At 58.5% G+C, this 15413-nt stretch carries 10 protein-coding genes; 7 read left to right on the top strand and 3 right to left on the bottom strand.

All coding sequences use genetic code 11. The features are described from left to right. The first annotated feature begins 141 nt into the window (after positions 1 to 141). Positions 142 to 1107: a type VI secretion system baseplate subunit TssG gene (locus tag LC531_RS01610; protein WP_223648580.1), complete on the top strand. Its 966-nt coding sequence runs from the start codon at positions 142 to 144 to the stop codon at positions 1105 to 1107. A 498-nt stretch (positions 1108 to 1605) separates the two neighbouring features. On the opposite strand, the gene LC531_RS01605 is transcribed toward LC531_RS01610, so the two are convergent. Continuing rightward, positions 1606 to 2013 (bottom strand): nucleoside-diphosphate kinase, encoded by a 408-nt coding sequence (locus LC531_RS01605; protein ID WP_223648579.1) that lies wholly within the window; start codon positions 2011 to 2013, stop codon positions 1606 to 1608. A gap of 240 nt (positions 2014 to 2253) precedes the next feature. Between LC531_RS01605 and LC531_RS01600 the strand changes: the two genes are divergently transcribed. From LC531_RS01600 to LC531_RS01590, 3 genes are all read left to right on the top strand, one after another. Next, positions 2254 to 3309: a DHH family phosphoesterase gene (locus tag LC531_RS01600; RefSeq protein WP_223648578.1), complete on the top strand. Its 1056-nt coding sequence runs from the start codon at positions 2254 to 2256 to the stop codon at positions 3307 to 3309. Positions 3310 to 3423: 114 nt separating this feature from the next. After that, positions 3424 to 4467: an FKBP-type peptidyl-prolyl cis-trans isomerase gene (locus LC531_RS01595; protein WP_223648577.1), complete on the top strand. Its 1044-nt coding sequence runs from the start codon at positions 3424 to 3426 to the stop codon at positions 4465 to 4467. A gap of 87 nt (positions 4468 to 4554) precedes the next feature. After that, on the top strand, positions 4555 to 5532 hold the full coding sequence (locus LC531_RS01590) for an FKBP-type peptidyl-prolyl cis-trans isomerase (protein ID WP_223648576.1): 978 nt from the start codon (positions 4555 to 4557) through the stop codon (positions 5530 to 5532). Positions 5533 to 5630: 98 nt separating this feature from the next. Here the strand turns inward: LC531_RS01590 and recO are convergent, their stop codons facing one another. Beyond that, positions 5631 to 6353, bottom strand: a complete 723-nt coding sequence (gene recO / locus LC531_RS01585; RefSeq protein ID WP_223648575.1) for a DNA repair protein RecO — start codon at positions 6351 to 6353, stop codon at positions 5631 to 5633. A gap of 736 nt (positions 6354 to 7089) precedes the next feature. Between recO and LC531_RS01580 the strand changes: the two genes are divergently transcribed. The 3 genes from LC531_RS01580 to LC531_RS01570 are packed head-to-tail and all read left to right on the top strand — an operon-like array spanning position 7090 to position 12835. Next, the gene (locus tag LC531_RS01580) at positions 7090 to 8172 is read left to right on the top strand and encodes an efflux RND transporter periplasmic adaptor subunit (RefSeq protein ID WP_223648574.1); all 1083 of its coding nucleotides are present in this window, start codon (positions 7090 to 7092) and stop codon (positions 8170 to 8172) included. A 30-nt stretch (positions 8173 to 8202) separates the two neighbouring features. Then, on the top strand, positions 8203 to 11400 hold the full coding sequence (locus LC531_RS01575; protein WP_223648573.1) for an efflux RND transporter permease subunit: 3198 nt from the start codon (positions 8203 to 8205) through the stop codon (positions 11398 to 11400). Next, on the top strand, positions 11393 to 12835 hold the full coding sequence (locus LC531_RS01570; RefSeq protein ID WP_223648572.1) for a TolC family protein: 1443 nt from the start codon (positions 11393 to 11395) through the stop codon (positions 12833 to 12835). Before LC531_RS01575 ends, LC531_RS01570 begins: the two co-directional genes overlap by 8 nt. Positions 12836 to 12985: 150 nt before the next feature. Here the strand turns inward: LC531_RS01570 and porZ are convergent, their stop codons facing one another. After that, positions 12986 to 15397 (bottom strand): type IX secretion system anionic LPS delivery protein PorZ, encoded by a 2412-nt coding sequence (porZ, locus tag LC531_RS01565; protein WP_223648571.1) that lies wholly within the window; start codon positions 15395 to 15397, stop codon positions 12986 to 12988. Between the last annotated feature and the right edge of the window lie 16 nt (positions 15398 to 15413).

The raw sequence follows: 15413 nt of genomic DNA, 5'->3' as shown, positions 1-15413 counted from the left end.
GGGAGCCCGCGCCGAATGTACGGATAAATCCAGGTGCTAGTCCACCCTACCCTACTCTTTGGGACCAACGCGGAGCCGGCGGCCGCCGTAGGTTTGCAGGGGTTACCGAGCGTATTTTTGGCTACATTCCCTTTTGCTTATATGGCTGACAGTACCTCCGTTCACCAGCTGTTGGCCAGCCTACGCCGCCAGCCCTTCGACCTGCGCACGGAAGTAATTCTGGCCGAGCTATTGGCCTACGGCTATGAGTTCGACGACTTTCTGGTGCGGCCGGTGGGGTTATTTGCCCGCCGCTACCGCCGTGACCTGGGCCTGGTGGGGGAAGAAGAATTTGAGCGCGGCGGCCGGCCGGTGGTGCGCACTACCCTGGAGGTACACCGCGAAGGCCTCTACGACGCCCTGCCGCAGCAGGTATTTCACCAGCCCGGCACCCCGGCCCCCAGCGTGCGGGCGATGGTAGAGGATATTCAGGTGCAGCGCCGCAAGGAAAAGGCTACCCGGCTGTTTTTTCTACCCTTCGAGCAGGAGTTTTTCCGGTTTCGCGTCCACATCGAGCAGGAAGAGCGCCGCTACTTCACCAACCTCTCGTCCCGCTGGTACAACCAGGCCCTGGGCCGCTTCTGGGATATTGCCGATAGTGGCCTGCCGGCCGGCCCTCTTACCAACCTGCTGTACCTGATACCCCTGGCCCACGGCATCACCGGCGACCTGCCGCGCACTCAATACTGCTTCGAGAGCGTGTTGGGCCAGCCCGTGCAACTGCGCGTAGTGCCCCCGCTGCGCCACCCGCTACCGGCGGCGGGTGGCGTAAGCGGCAGCGGCACGCTGGGCGACCTGGCCCTGGGCCGCGACCTGGTGCTGGGCGGCGAGTATCAGGAAACACTGCCCGCCCTCGAAATAGCGCTGCAAAATCTGTCGGTGGTCGAGTTGGAAGCTTACCTGGCCGGCGGGTGGCCCGCCAAGGCACTAGCCCTGCTTTGCAGTTATTTCGTGGCCTTCGAAACCGACGTGGTGCTGCGCTACGAAATGGCGGCCCCTACCCCCTCCTTCTGGCTGGGCGAAGGCGAGCAAGCCCCCGTATTGGGCTACACCACGGGGGGCATTTAGCGGCGGGGCAAGTCAGCCACTACTCTTCGATACGTATGGGGCGGGCGCAGTAAAAAAGGGGTCGTATGAAAGATAAGGAAAGCAGGTATCGGCAAGAAAAATCTGCCTGGTATCACAACCGAGAGCATGGCTGCGGCAAAGCAGTCGGTCCATGGTCTGGCACCCGAAGCAACAAAAGCAGGTCTTACCCCCAAAAGGAATGGAGGCGTGTACCGAATACGCCGCTAAGGCAGCCAATTCCGGGCTCACCGCGTGGCAATTTCTGCTGGAGCTGGGGCCCACCTAACCGCACCCACTGCAACCGGAGCTGCATCGCCCGACGCTATTTCACAGTAAGAAAGTGTTCGCCAATAAGACTACATCGGTTTCGGAGTAGTCAACTAAGCTCATCGATACAAAATTGGTACAAAAAAAGTCTGCTTTGAGTATAAAGCAAAAGCCGCTCTGCACGATGCAGAACGGCTTTTTGAGGCTTATTCCTTCTAAAGGGGGTAGGGCTTACTTGTTGAAGAAAAATTCGCCTTCAATCTGGGCGTTTTCGTCTGAGTCGGAGCCGTGCACGGCATTGGCCTCCATGCTTTTCGCGTATTTCTTACGAATGGTGCCCTCGGCAGCCTGCGCCGGGTTGGTAGCACCGATGAGATTACGGAAGTCGGCTACCGCATTGTCTTTCTCCAGAATGGCCGCCACGATGGGACCGCTCGACATGTATTTCACCAGGTCGTTGTAGAAAGGGCGCTCCTTGTGCACGGCGTAGAACTGGCCGGCGCGCTCGGGCGTAAGAGTAACTTTTTGAAGCTCCACGACGCGGAAGCCGCCCTGCTCCATCATGTGCAGGATGCCGCCAATGTGGTTTTCGGCCACGGCGTCGGGCTTAATCATCGTGAAGGTGCGGTTAGTTGCCATTGTACTCAAAAAAAAATTAGTTTGGGGCAAAGGTAGGAGCCGAACGCCTTGGGCTTGCGCCGTAGCGGGGGGTAGGCGGCCTGTGGGGCGCGTAGCCAGCCAGCTGGTTGGCGGGCTTCGCAGAACCTTCGCAGGGGGTTCACTTGTTGAAAGCCAATTCGTGCCGAACTTTGTCGGCCATTTGCGCCAGATATTTCCACTGGCTCTTTTCTTCGCATTCGCAGGCCATTTTCCTAGTCGATGTTTCCTTCCGTATCCGAGTTGCAAACTCTGCTGGCGCAGCCCCGGCAGATTTTTATTACCACGCACCACAAGCCCGACGCCGACGCGCTGGGTTCGTCGCTGGCCTGGGCCGCCTACCTCAAGAAAAAGGGCCACTCCGTGACCGTCGTCACGCCCTCCGACTACCCCGCCTTCCTCAACTGGATGCAGGGCAACGACGAGGTTGTTATCTACGACGCGCGCCAGAATGACCGCCAGGTGCGCGACCTGATAAACCGGGCTGAGTTGCTTTTTTGCCTTGATTTTAACTGCCTGGGCCGCATCAACGAGTTGGGCGAGTACGTGCGCCAGGCTCCTGGCACGAAGGTGCTCATCGACCACCACCAGCGCCCCGAGGGTTTCGCCGATGTAAGCTTTTCGGACCCCAAGGCGGCGGCCACGGCCGAGCTTATTTTTGAGATTATCCGGGCCCTGGGCGACCAAGACCTCGTGGACCAGGGCATGGGCGAGGCGCTCTACGCGGGTATTATGACCGATACGGGCTCGTTTCGGCACCCCAGCACCTCGCGCAACGTGCACCTCATCATTGCCGAGCTGCTGAATACGGGTATTGACCTGGCCTCGGTGCACCGCCGCATCTACGACTCGCACTCCGAAATCCGGCTGCGTTTCCTGGGCTACATTCTGAAAGACAAGCTAGTCGTGAATCGCGCGTTTAATACGGCCTACATTGCCGTGACGCAACAAGAGCTACGCGACTACGAGAGCAAAACCGGCGATACTGAGGGCTTAGTCAACTACGCGCTCAGCATCGAGGGCATTGTGCTGGCAGCCGTGTTTATTGACCGCGGCTCGGCGGTAAAAATCTCGTTCCGCTCGGTGGGCGACTTCTCGGTGAGCGATTTTTCGCGCAATCACTTCAACGGTGGTGGGCACAATAACGCCTCGGGCGGCATTAGCTACGAGCCGCTGGATGCCACCGTACAGCGATTTTTGGAGGTGCTGCCGCAATACCAGGCGCAGCTGGTGAGCACACCACCCGCCCCCGTAGCGGTTGCGCCGCCCGTGGCCTAACTTTGCCCATTGCATGCGGAAAATGTGGAAATGTGGAAAATGTAAGCCCCAATGGCCTTTACAATTCCATACTTTCCACATTTCCCGCATTTCCCACACTATCAACCCCTTTTCATGCAGTTTTCCTCCCGGCCCCGCGCGGCCCGGCAGCTGGCCCTGGCGGCCAGCGTGCTTAGTGTAGCTTCCTTCCTGACTTCCTGCAACAAAGGCGGAGGCGACTTCACCAAAACGAAGTCGGGCATGGAGTATAAGATTTACAAAAATGTGAACGGCAAGTACGAGGCGCGCGATATCGTCAACGGCGTAGACCCCGGCTACAAGGACCGCATCGGTAAGGTAATGTCGGCCCACATTGAGTACCTGACCTCGGGCGACTCGGTGATGATGAAATCGCGCGAGCGGCAGTTTGGCATTCCGGTGCGCATCCCGCTCGAAGCCTTGACGCCCAAGCAATTTGGAGCTGAGCCCGAGGCCTTTTCGTTGCTTCAGCCCGGCGACAGCGGCGTGTTTCGCTTCAACGCCGACACGCTGTATAAGCGCAACGCCCGTGTGCTGGCCCCGGCCTATCTCAAGAAAAAGGGTAACTACATCGTGCTGACGGTGAAGGCGGTAGCGCTTCAGCCCCGCGAGGCCGCGATGGCCGAGGCAATGGCCGACCAGCAGAAAATGATGGCTGAGCAACAGAAGCAGATGCGTACCTACGCTGCCGACCAAGACAAGAAGGACGAGACCATTCTGCAAGATTATATCAAGAAGAACAACCTGACTACTGCCAAGAAGCTGCCCAGCGGCGTGTACGTTGTGACTACCCAGCCCGGCACCGGCCCCAACGCTAAGCCCGGCCAGATGGTGACGGTGCAGTACCGTGGCACGCTGCTCGACGGCAAGGAGTTCGACGCGTCGGCGAAGCACGGCGGGCAGCCCTTCTCGTTTGCGCTGGGCCGCGGCCAAGTGATTCCGGGCTGGGACGATGCCTTGCAGCAGCTTAACAAGGGCAGCAAGGCGACGATTCTCATCCCGTCGTCGCTGGCATACGGTAAGCAGGGCTCGCCGCCCGCCATCCCGGCCAACTCGCCCCTGCGCTTCGATGTGGAGCTGACCGACGTGCAGGAGGCCCCCGCCGGGCCGGCCGCAATGGGCCAGCCGGCGGGACGCTAGCCGTTGCTTGTTCAATTAAAATTTTAGTAAAGCCGCCATGCCGCTCTGGCGTGGCGGCTTTATTTTTCCCTACCCCCTGCCTTGCACATGAAGCGCTTTTTGAATCTTTTATTGCTGCTGGTGGCCGTGGCCGGCCCAGCTTGCCTGCGGGCGCAGGCCCCTACCCCTACTCCCGGCTTCGAGCGGCTGCCGAGCGGCACCGAGTACCAGCTATTTCGGCGCGATGCGGCGGGGCACTACCAGCGGCGGCCGCTGGTGGTAGCCGGCGACTCGGCCTACAGCACGCGGCAGGGCCGCTTTTTGCTGGGCTACATAACGTTTCTGACGGGCCGCGACTCGGTGTTGCAGAGCTCGCGCCAGCAGATGCACAACAATCCGATTCCGGTGCCTTTGCAGGCGCTGACCAAAAAGGGCGGCCAGGAAGAGGCTATTTCGCTGGTGCTGCCCGGCGATAGCGCCGTGTTTCGCTTCGCGGCCGATTCGCTGTTTCCGGGCCGCCCGGTGCCGCCCGAGCTAAAGCGCGCCGGCAACGTGCTGGTAGTGCGCGTGGTGGGCGTGCGGCTGGTGAACGAAGCCACGGCCCGCGCCGACATGCAGCGGCTCCAGACGCAGATGATGGCCGAGCAGCAGGCGAAGGCCAAAGCTCACAATGCCAAGCAGCTGGTTAAGGACGAAGCGGCCATTCAGGCATATTTGAAGAAGAATAAGCTGACCGCTAAGGCCAAGAAAACGCCGGGCGGCACTTGGTACGTGGTAACCCTACGCGGCCAGGGCCTACCCCCCAAGAAAGGCCAGACGGTGAGCGTGAAATACCGCGGCACGGTGCTGGCCACGGGTAAGGAGTTCGACTCGTCGGCTAAACACGGCGGCACGCCCTTCGACTTCGTGCTGGGCCAGGGCGGCGTAATTCCGGGCTGGGACCAGGGCATCGCGGTGCTGCCTAAGGGCAGCAAAGCCATGCTGCTCATCCCCTCCACGCTGGCCTATGGCGAGCGCGGCGCGGGCGGCGATATTCCGCCCAACGCCCCGCTGCGGTTTGACGTGGAGTTGGTGGGGGTGAAATAGGGTTCACTTAACAAGTATCAATCAACAGTTAGCAATCGTTCTGCATGTGCTCTGTGCGCAAGCAGAGCGATTGCTAACTGTTAATTGATAACTGACACTTAGCCCGCTAGCACCTGGCCCAGAATCTCCAGCGACTTTATTTCGCCCAGCCCTTCGAGGTGCAGCTGATAGTAACGAATGAGCACGGCCAGCAGCTCGCGGCGCACTTGGCCATTGGGGATGCTGGTGGTGGCCGGCGCGTGCAGCAGCTCGTCAAAATATTGCTCAAACTCGCGCAGGCGCAGCGTGGCGGGGCCGCTACTGAAGCCGCTACCCGTGGCCGGGCCAGCCAGCGCCACCTGGTCGGTGAGGGCGGCCCCGCTGCTGATGCCAAAGCCCAGGTAGCCGGCCAGGTGCAGTAGAAAAAGTAGCGCGAAGTTCTCGGTGCCCGCGTCCTGCTCATCGAAGGCCAGGATGGAATCGTGTAGGAAGCGAAACAGCGGCAGATTTTCCTCTTCCTCACGCACGGCCTTGCTCAACACCTCGCTTAAAAACAAGGCCACGCTGCTTTTATGCACTTCGTAGGGCAAGGACCGGAACGGCTCGGCGCAACGAAACTCGGCTAGCCGGGTGAGGCTACCCCCCTGCCGGGGCACGTAGGCCACCAGCTCCAGCAGCGTGAGGGGCTGAAAGAGGGCGATGCGCCCCGGCGGCTTGGCCCGGCGCACACCGTTGACGAGGTAGCTCTGCACACCGCGCTGCTCGGTGTAAACGCGGACAATGATGCTGCTTTCGCGGTATTTGAGGTAGCTTAGAACAAGGCCGCGGGTTTTAATTAGCATAACAGGAAAGGCGGGGTAGGAAACACCAGCAAGCGGCGCGCGTGGCAGGCTAACCTGGGCCGGCAAGGCAAAGTTGCGCGTCGGCTCGGGCAAGGAGGGTAGCAGTTACTTTTTGTTCATCAATAATTCATATTACCAAACTCAGCAATAAAAAGTTAACATATGTAGTATCAAGCGGAACGTAAGCTTTCTGCTTGCGTTTAAAGGCATGAATTTGGGGGTAGCTGGCGTCAGGCTGATGCCAGCTACCCCGCCGCTTTCTCGGCTGCATTAAGCCTTCGGACTGGCTGCTTGTCGCCCTTAGCCAACTATTTGTAAATAAAGATAATCGCCTTAAACCCACCTGCTGGTTAGGTGTCAGAAGGGCTTTCTGAAGCAATTCAGGTTGTTCCTTCATATTGTCTTTATGTTTAGGTCTTTATTTTGTACCATCCAGCAGCCGACGTTCGCTTTCCAACGTTGGTCCTTTCCCACCCTTTCGCGCTTACAAAGTTGAAAATGGGACCAGCTTTTTGCTGGCGTTCAGTGGTCTTTTATGGCCCCGACAAAGCTGATTACGAAGTATGTAGCAACCTTCTATTTGATGACGATGCCTGTTGGGCCTCCAACGGACCAGTTCCCATCAAGACGGACCTGAGGCCCCTACCCACCGGAATAGGACCCTTCGTTCGCCATACTTTTCCTCCTCACATTACCTGGGACTTACCAACTGCTTATTATGCTGTCTAGCGCATTTATGAAAAAATTATTCTTGTTTTTGAGCGTAGGTACCTTGTGCTACGGCACGAGCTGCGCCAGCAAAAAAGAAGAAGTTGAAGAACAAGTAAAACTTCTGGTTACCAGTCCGCTGCTGACCGATACTACCGTTACTAAAGAGTACGTGGCGCAGATTCACGCCTACCAGCACATCGAGCTGCGGGCACTGGAAAAGGGCTATCTGCAAAAAATCTTCGTTGACGAGGGTCAGGTCGTCAAGCAGGGGCAGCCCATGTTTCAGATTACGCCGCTGATATACAATGCCGACCTGCAAAAATCGCAGGCTGAGGCCAACTACGTAGGCATCGAGTACAAGAACACGAAAAGCCTGGCTGACAGCAACATCGTGTCGCCCAATGAGTTGGCGCTATCTAAAGCCAAGTTTGACAAGGCTAAGGCCGACGTATCGCTGGCCCAGACGCACTTGCAGTTCACGTCGATTAAAGCGCCGTTTACGGGTATCATGGACCACTTCCAAGGCCGGCTGGGCAGCCTCGTGGATGAGGGCGACCTGCTGACGACGCTTTCCGACAACAGCAAGATGTGGGTCTACTTCAACGTGCCCGAGGCTGAGTACCTGGCTTACAAAGCGCAGGCTAAAGCCGACAACATTGTGAATGTGAAGCTATTGATGGCTAACAATGAGGTGTTTCCGCTCCCTGGCAAAGTCCAAACTATTGAGGCCGATTTTAACAATGAGACCGGTAATATCGCCTTCCGGGCCACCTTTCCGAATCCTAACGGCCTGCTACGCAACGGCGAAACCGGTAGCATCCTAATGACGACGCCGCTTAACCATGCCCTCATCATTCCGCAGAAAGCCTCCTTCGAGGTGCTGGAAAAGCGCTACGTATACGTAGTGGATGCCAAGAACATCGTGCATCAGCGTGAAATCACGGTAGGGTCCGAGATGCCTGACTTGTACGTAATTAAGTCGGGCTTGGCAGCCGGTGATAAGATTCTGCTCGAAGGCATTCGCAAGGTGAAGGACGGCGACAAGATTAGCTACACTTTCGAGAGCATGAAGAAGGTGTTGCCCACGCTGAAAGTGTATTCTGAGTAGGTTCGATTATTTACATTAGTAACTCATCCTATGTTTAGTAGATTCATTCGCAGGCCCGTATTTGCTATCGTTATTTCGATAGCTATTGTCTTGCTGGGTATGTTGGCCATCAACACCCTACCTACCTCGCAGTTTCCCGAGATTTCGCCCCCGATGGTGATGGTGAGCGCGGCCTACCCCGGAGCCAGCGCCAAGGTGCTGACCGAGTCGGTGCTCATTCCGCTGGAGCAGGCCGTGAACGGCGTGCCGGGCATGAAGTACATGACCTCCGACGCCGTGAGTGCCGGCGAGGCCAACATCCAGGTGGTATTTAACCTCGGCACCAACCCCGACCAGGCCGTGGTGAACGTGAACACCCGCATTGCGCAGGTGCTCAACCGTTTGCCCATCCTGGTGCAGCGCGAAGGCGTGATTGTGAACCGCGTGGTGCCGAACATGCTGATGTACGTGAACTTGTACAGCAAGGACAAGAACACGGACATGAAGTTCCTCTTCAACTTCGCCGGCGTGAACATGCTGCCCGAGTTGCAGCGCATCAACGGCATCGGGCGGGCCAACCTGCTGGGTAGCCGGCAGTACGCCATGCGCGTGTGGCTGAAGCCCGACCGGATGCGGGCCTACAAAATCTCGGTCGATGACGTAATGAAGGCCATTGGCGACCAGAGCGTGATTGGCTCGCCGGGCCGCATCGGCCGCTCGGACGGGGGCCGCGCCGAGGCGCTGGAATACGTGCTATCCTATAAGGGCCGCTTCAACGACGCGAACGAGTACAAGAACATTGTGCTGCGAGCCAACGCCAACGGGGAAATGCTGCGCCTTAAGGACGTGGCTAACGTGGAGCTGGGTAGCGAATTCTACGACATCTACTCCAACCTCGATGGGTATCCGTCGGCGGCAATGGTGCTCAAGCAGACTTATGGCTCGAACGCCAGCGACGTCATCGCGCAGGTGAAAGCCAAGCTGGAGGAGATGAAGAAAACGTCGTTTCCGCCCGGCATGGACTACAAAATCAGCTACGACGTGTCGAGCTTCCTTGATGCTTCGACTGAGAACGTGATTCATACTCTGCGCGACGCTTTTATCCTGGTGGCGCTGGTAGTGTTTCTGTTTCTGGGCGACTGGCGCTCCACGCTCATCCCGATTATTGCCGTGCCAGTTTCGCTCATTGGAGCGTTTGCGGCCATGCAGGCATTCGGGCTAACCATCAACATGATTACGCTCTTTGCATTGGTGCTCGCCATTGGCATCGTGGTGGATAACGCCATTGTGGTGGTGGAAGCCGTGCACGTGAAGATGGAGGAAAAGCACCTGTCGCCCTTCGGGGCGGTGCAGGAAGTGGTAGGCGAAATCAGCGGTGCTATTATCGCCATCACCATCCTGATGACGGCCGTGTTCGTGCCGGTGGCCTTTATGAGCGGTCCGGTGGGTATTTTTTACCGGCAGTTCTCGATTACGATGGCCACGGCCATTATCATTTCGGGGGTGGTCGCGCTCACGCTTACGCCGGTGCTTTGCGCCATGCTGCTGAAAAACACGCACGGCCAGCCCCGCTCCCAAAACCCCCTCAATCGCTTCCTCGACTGGTTTAACCGCGGCTTCGACCGCCTCACCAAGAGCTACACTGGTCTGCTGCAAAAGGTGGTGGACAAGCGCCTCGTGACGCTGGCGATGCTGGGAGCCTTTCTGGCGGGCATCTACTTCATCTCGCTCAATCTCCCTACCGGCTTTATTCCGAGCGAAGACCAGGGAATGCTATACGCCATTGTGCAAACGCCGCCCGGCTCGACGCTGGAACGTACCTACGCCATTTCGGAGAGGTTGCAGCAGCTGGCCAAAGATGTGCCGGGTATCCAGAGTATTTCCACGCTGGCGGGCTACGAAGTGCTCACCGAAGGCCGCGGCTCCAACGCGGGTACCTGCCTGATTAACCTCAAGCCTTGGTCCGAGCGCAAGCAATCCATCCATGACGTGGTGGCGGCCTTGGAAATAAAGGCGAAGGAGATACCGGGAGCCAACATCGAATTCTTCGAGCCGCCGGCGGTGCCGGGCTACGGCGCGGCGGGTGGTTTCCAGCTGCAATTGCTGGATAAAACTAACACCGGTGACTACAAGGCGCTCGAAAAAGTAAACAACGAGTTTCTGGCTAACCTCAAGAAGCGCAAGGAGCTGGCGGGCCTCTTCACCTTCTACTCGGCCAAATACCCGCAGTACGAGTTGAAGATTGACAACGACCTGGCCATGCAGAAGGGCGTAGACATCGGCAACGCCATGAACACGCTCAGCATCATGATTGGCTCGACCTACGAGCAGGGCTTCATCAAGTACCAGCGCTTCTTTAAGGTGTACGTGCAGGCCGCGCCCGAGTACCGCCGCTTGCCGGAAGACGTGCTGAACATGTGGGCTAAGAACGACAAGGGCGAGATGGTGCCGTTCTCGGCTTTCATGACCATCGAGAAGACGCAGGGCGCGAACGAGATTAACCGGTATAATATGTACACTACCGGCTCCATCCGGGGCGATGCCGCCCAGGGCTACAGTTCGGGCGAGGCCATCAAGGCGGTGCAGGAAGTGGCGGCCAAAACCCTGCCGCGCGGCTACGACATCGACTGGGGCGGCCTCTCGAAAGACGAGGTAGGCCGGGGCAACGAGGCGGTAGTCATTTTCCTTATCGTGCTGGCTTTCGTGTACCTGGTACTCGCCGCGCAGTACGAGAGCTTCCTGCTGCCGCTGGTTGTTATCCTGTCGCTGCCCACGGGCGTGTTCGGCTCGTTTCTGCTGCTCAAAATGATGGGACTGGCCAACAACATCTACGCCCAGGTGGGCTTGGTGATGCTGGTGGGTCTGCTGGGTAAAAACGCCGTGCTCATCGTGGAAGTAGCGGTGCAAAACCACGAGCGCGGGATGTCGGTACGCGACGCGGCCATTGAGGGTGCCCGCGCCCGATTCCGCCCGATTCTGATGACCTCCTTTGCCTTTATCGCGGGCCTTATTCCATTGGTGCTGGCTACTGGGGCGGGGGCTAACGGCAACCGCACTATTGGTACGGCGGCGCTGGGCGGCATGCTGTTCGGTACCGTGTTCGGGGTAATTATTATCCCTGGCTTGTATTTCCTGTTCGGCACGGTAGCCGAGGGCCGCAAGCTCATCGACGATGAAAATGAATACCCAATCAGCGAAGGTTTAGAGCCTCGGGTGTTGGTGGAAGAAGAACTGGAAACTCATGCTTAAAAGACGCATTTATCAAGGTCTGACCGCGGCCAGCCTCGCGCTGGCCGTGGCTGGCTGCAAACTACCAACGCTGGTGCAGCGCGACGTAAATCGCAGCGTACCAGGCACATTCAATCCTGCCAACGCATCGGACACGACCAATACGGCCGCGCAGGTCCGGTGGAAACAATTCTTCACCGACCCCAACCTGGCGGCCCTGATTGATACTGCACTCCAGGGCAACCAGGAGTTGAATATCACCTTGCAGGAGATTCAGATTGCCCGCAACGAGGTGCTGGTCCGCAAGGGTGATTACCTGCCCTACGTGGGCCTTGGTGTGCAAACTGAGGCCGAAAAGCCCGGTCGCTACACGCTGCAAGGAGCCACGGAGGATGCCATCAACATTCAGCCCGACCACCCTACCCCTACCCCCCTGGCTAACTATCAGGTGGGCGCATTTGCGAGCTGGGAGGTAGATATCTGGCACAAGCTGCGCAACGCCCGCAAGTCGGCCGTGGCGCGCTACCTGGGTTCGGTAGAAGGTAAGAACTTCGTGATAACCAACCTGATTGCTGAGATTGCCAATTCGTATTACGAGTTGCTGGCGCTGGATAATGAGTTACTCATTTACAAGCAAAATATTGAGATTCAGGCGAACGCATTGCGCATCGTGCGGGAGGAGAAGTTGGCGGCACGGGTAACCGAGCTGGCCGTAAAACGCTTTGAGGCCCAGGTGCAAAACACGACCAGCCTGCAATTCAAGACGCAGCAGCGCATCATAGAAACTCAGAACCGGATTAATTTCCTGATGGGCCGGTATCCGCAGCCCATCACCCGCGACGCGCAGTCATTCAATGGGCTGGTGCCGCCGATGGTTCAGGCCGGTGTTCCGACGCAGCTACTGGAAAACCGCCCGGATATCCGGCAGGCCGAGCAGCAGTTGGTTGCCGCTAAGCTGGACCTGAAGATAGCTCGCGCCAACTTCTACCCTTCGCTGGATATTTCAGCCAACGTCGGGTACGCAGCCTACAAGCCGGGTTTGCTGTTCAACTCGCCACAGTCTATCCTATACAACATGGCTGGCGAGCTAACGGCTCCGCTCATCAACCGTAACTCCATTAAAGCCTTATATGCCAGCGCCAACGCGCTCCAGATTCAGGCCGTGTATAACTACGAACGCACCGTGCTCAACGCCTACATTGAGGTGGCGAACCAGCTAGCGAACATCAATAACCTGCAAAATAGCTATGATGCGAAACTGCTGGAAGTGGAAGCCCTGAGTCAGTCCATCCGCATCTCCAACAGCTTGTTTAAAGCCGTGCGGGCCGACTACACGGAAGTGCTCTTCACGCAGCGCGATGCTTTGAACTCGCGCTTCGACCTAACCGAAACCAAGATGCAGCAGCTCAATGCCACAGTGAACGTCTACCGGGCTCTGGGTGGCGGGTGGCGGTAGACTAGCCTTAGCTTTCAACGTAAAAGCGCGTTCTGCTTAGCAGAACGCGCTTTTTTTAGGTAGAGACGCGACCCTTCGCGTCTCTCGGCGTGCGCATCGTTCAACGAAGAGAAACGCGAGGGGTCGCGTCTCTACGGCGCACACGTCAACCTACCTGCTCAGCACGGCTACTTTGCTCACGCAAGTATTTTTGCCGTCGGCATCGGAAGTGAGGACTAGGTACACGCCCGAATGCACGCGGCGGCCGTCGGTATCGGCCAGGTTCCAGGTGACGGTGCCGCCCGCCGCTTTGGTGCTGAAAACGAGGTGCCCGGCCACGTCGGTGATGCGCACCTGGGCATTGTTGGCTACCCCCCGGATGCCGACCGTACCCGCAAAATCGGGCCGCACGGGGTTGGGCGACACTTGGGCGCAGCTCGGCGGCCCATCGGTGACGCTGGCCGAGCCCTGGTAGCTGACCACACCGGCATCGGTGGCCACGAAGACCTCGCCGGTTTTGTCGTTCACGGCCACGTCGTTGATACTGTTACTAGGCAGCGGGCTGTTGGCGGTGGTGAAGTTGAGGAGCGCTTCGGTAGCATCCGCATTGAAGAGCCACAGGCCGTTGGGCGTGCCAAACCACTTGCGGTTGGCCCCGTCGATGGCAATGCAGCGCACGCTTTCATTGTAGAGGGCTTCAAAACCCGTGCCCGTGCCCTTACGCACCACGGGCTGGCGAAAGCCATTAGCTAAACTAGTGTTCTGGCTGCCGGCGCTCACGAGTTGGCTGGGGTCGCTGAAAACCGCCACGCCCGCCCCGGTGCCCACCCAAATATCGCCGTTGCGGTCGCGGGCGACGCTGTAGAGCGCGTTGCTCGACCGGCTGGGCAGGCCGTTGCCCACCGTAAAAAGAAAGGACCGCTGGCTGGCCGTGTCGAACGCGACTAGGCCCTGGCCGCCCTTGCGCGACTGCGTGGCCCAGGGATTACCAAAGTTGTCCACCACTATCCGGTCCAGGTTATCGGAGCCCGCGAAGGCAGGGGTGGCCTTCCAGGTAGCAGTGGCCGGCCGGAAGCGAAACAGGCCCGTTGCGTTGGGGCGCTGGTGGCGGTTCACGACCCACAGGTAGGAGCCGCCGGGGTCGGTAGCCACGTCGGTAACGCGCACGTAGTTGAGGTCGCCGATGGTTCCCTGGCTGCTGAGCAGCGGCGAGCCGGGCGTACCCTCCGTGAACCGCCGGAACTGCCCTACCCCCCTCCATTCCAGCAAGCCGTTACCATAGCTGGCGATGTAGAGCGTGCCATCGGGCGTGCGGGTGCCATGCGAGAGCTCGCGCAGGTTAGGGTAATCAGCAGCGGAGGGGTAGGCCGTGGGGGTATAGTTGGTCCAGTGCTGGTCCTTATATTCATAAAAACCATTATCACTTGCCGATTTAATAACACCCGTATTCGGCAACCCGTTATCGCCAGAATAACCACCACTGAATACATCCAGGATATTGGTAGCCGCATCGGCCAGCAGGCTGTACGAAAAGGCCGTTTCGGGGGCGTTGGGCTGAATGAGTTCGGGGGCGGTGGTAGTACCGGGCGCAAAGCGCAGCAGGCCCTGATAAAAGCTAGCCACGTAGTACGTACCATCCAGGGCGCGCACGGCATCATCAACGTCAGTGCCCACAGCCGTTGCCGGCAGCACATCTACCACTAAGCCAGTGGCCGCGTCGAAGCGCCGCAGCGGGCTCTTCTGAAACGAAACCAGCAGTTGCCCCGCGCTTACGTGCAGCCGGATGGCCACGTCGCCATAGCTATTGGGCGAATAGTGCCACGCACGGGCCGGCCCTACCCCCGCCAGGTAGTCAACCCCCCGAAACCAAGCTGCCATTACCAAGTGCCCCCGATAGATTGTCAGCTCCACCGGGTGGGAATAAATTGTGGGCGTACTGGCACCAAACGGCATTTCTGTCGTCCAGCTGCGGTAGTCCAGCAAGTTGATGGCCGGACTGATGCGGCCGCGCAGAATGCCCATCGAGGTAGCTGCGTAAATGGTATCGTGTAGCACGGCGGCCGCGTAGGCCGTGATGGCCTGGCCGCCCGGCCCAATGGCGCTGTATGTATCGCGCACCTCGCCCTTGGCCAGGTCGAGCACCACCACGCCCAGGTTGGTGCTCACGTAGGCCAGTCCATTGTACACCTGCACCTGCGTAATCGCCTTGGCTACCTGGCTTTCCTTACGCAGCAAGTCGCTGATATTACGCACTTTACCATTAGTACCCAGCAGGTCGATATTGCCGTTTTTGTACACAATCACCAGCTGCGCCGAAGCCGAGTCGTAGGCCAGGGCGGTAGCTCCTACGTCGCTGAGGCCATCGCGCCGCGAGAGCACCTGCGTAGTATGCAGGTCCTTATCGTAAAAATAAAAGGACGACTGGTCTATCACGTAGAGCCGATTACCAGCGTTGGCCAGGCCCTGCGGATGCCGGGCGGGCAGGTACAGCTGCCAGTCACCGTAGGCCGCGCCCTGCGCCCAGGCCCCGGTAGCAGCCAGCAGCATTCCTACTAAAAAAATCCAGGCGGAAAAACGAATCATAGCGTGTTAATTACTA

The sequence above is a fragment of the Hymenobacter psoromatis genome, from assembly GCF_020012125.1.
Lineage (GTDB): Bacteria > Bacteroidota > Bacteroidia > Cytophagales > Hymenobacteraceae > Hymenobacter > Hymenobacter psoromatis.
This window is presented reverse-complemented; position numbering and strand designations above follow the sequence as displayed.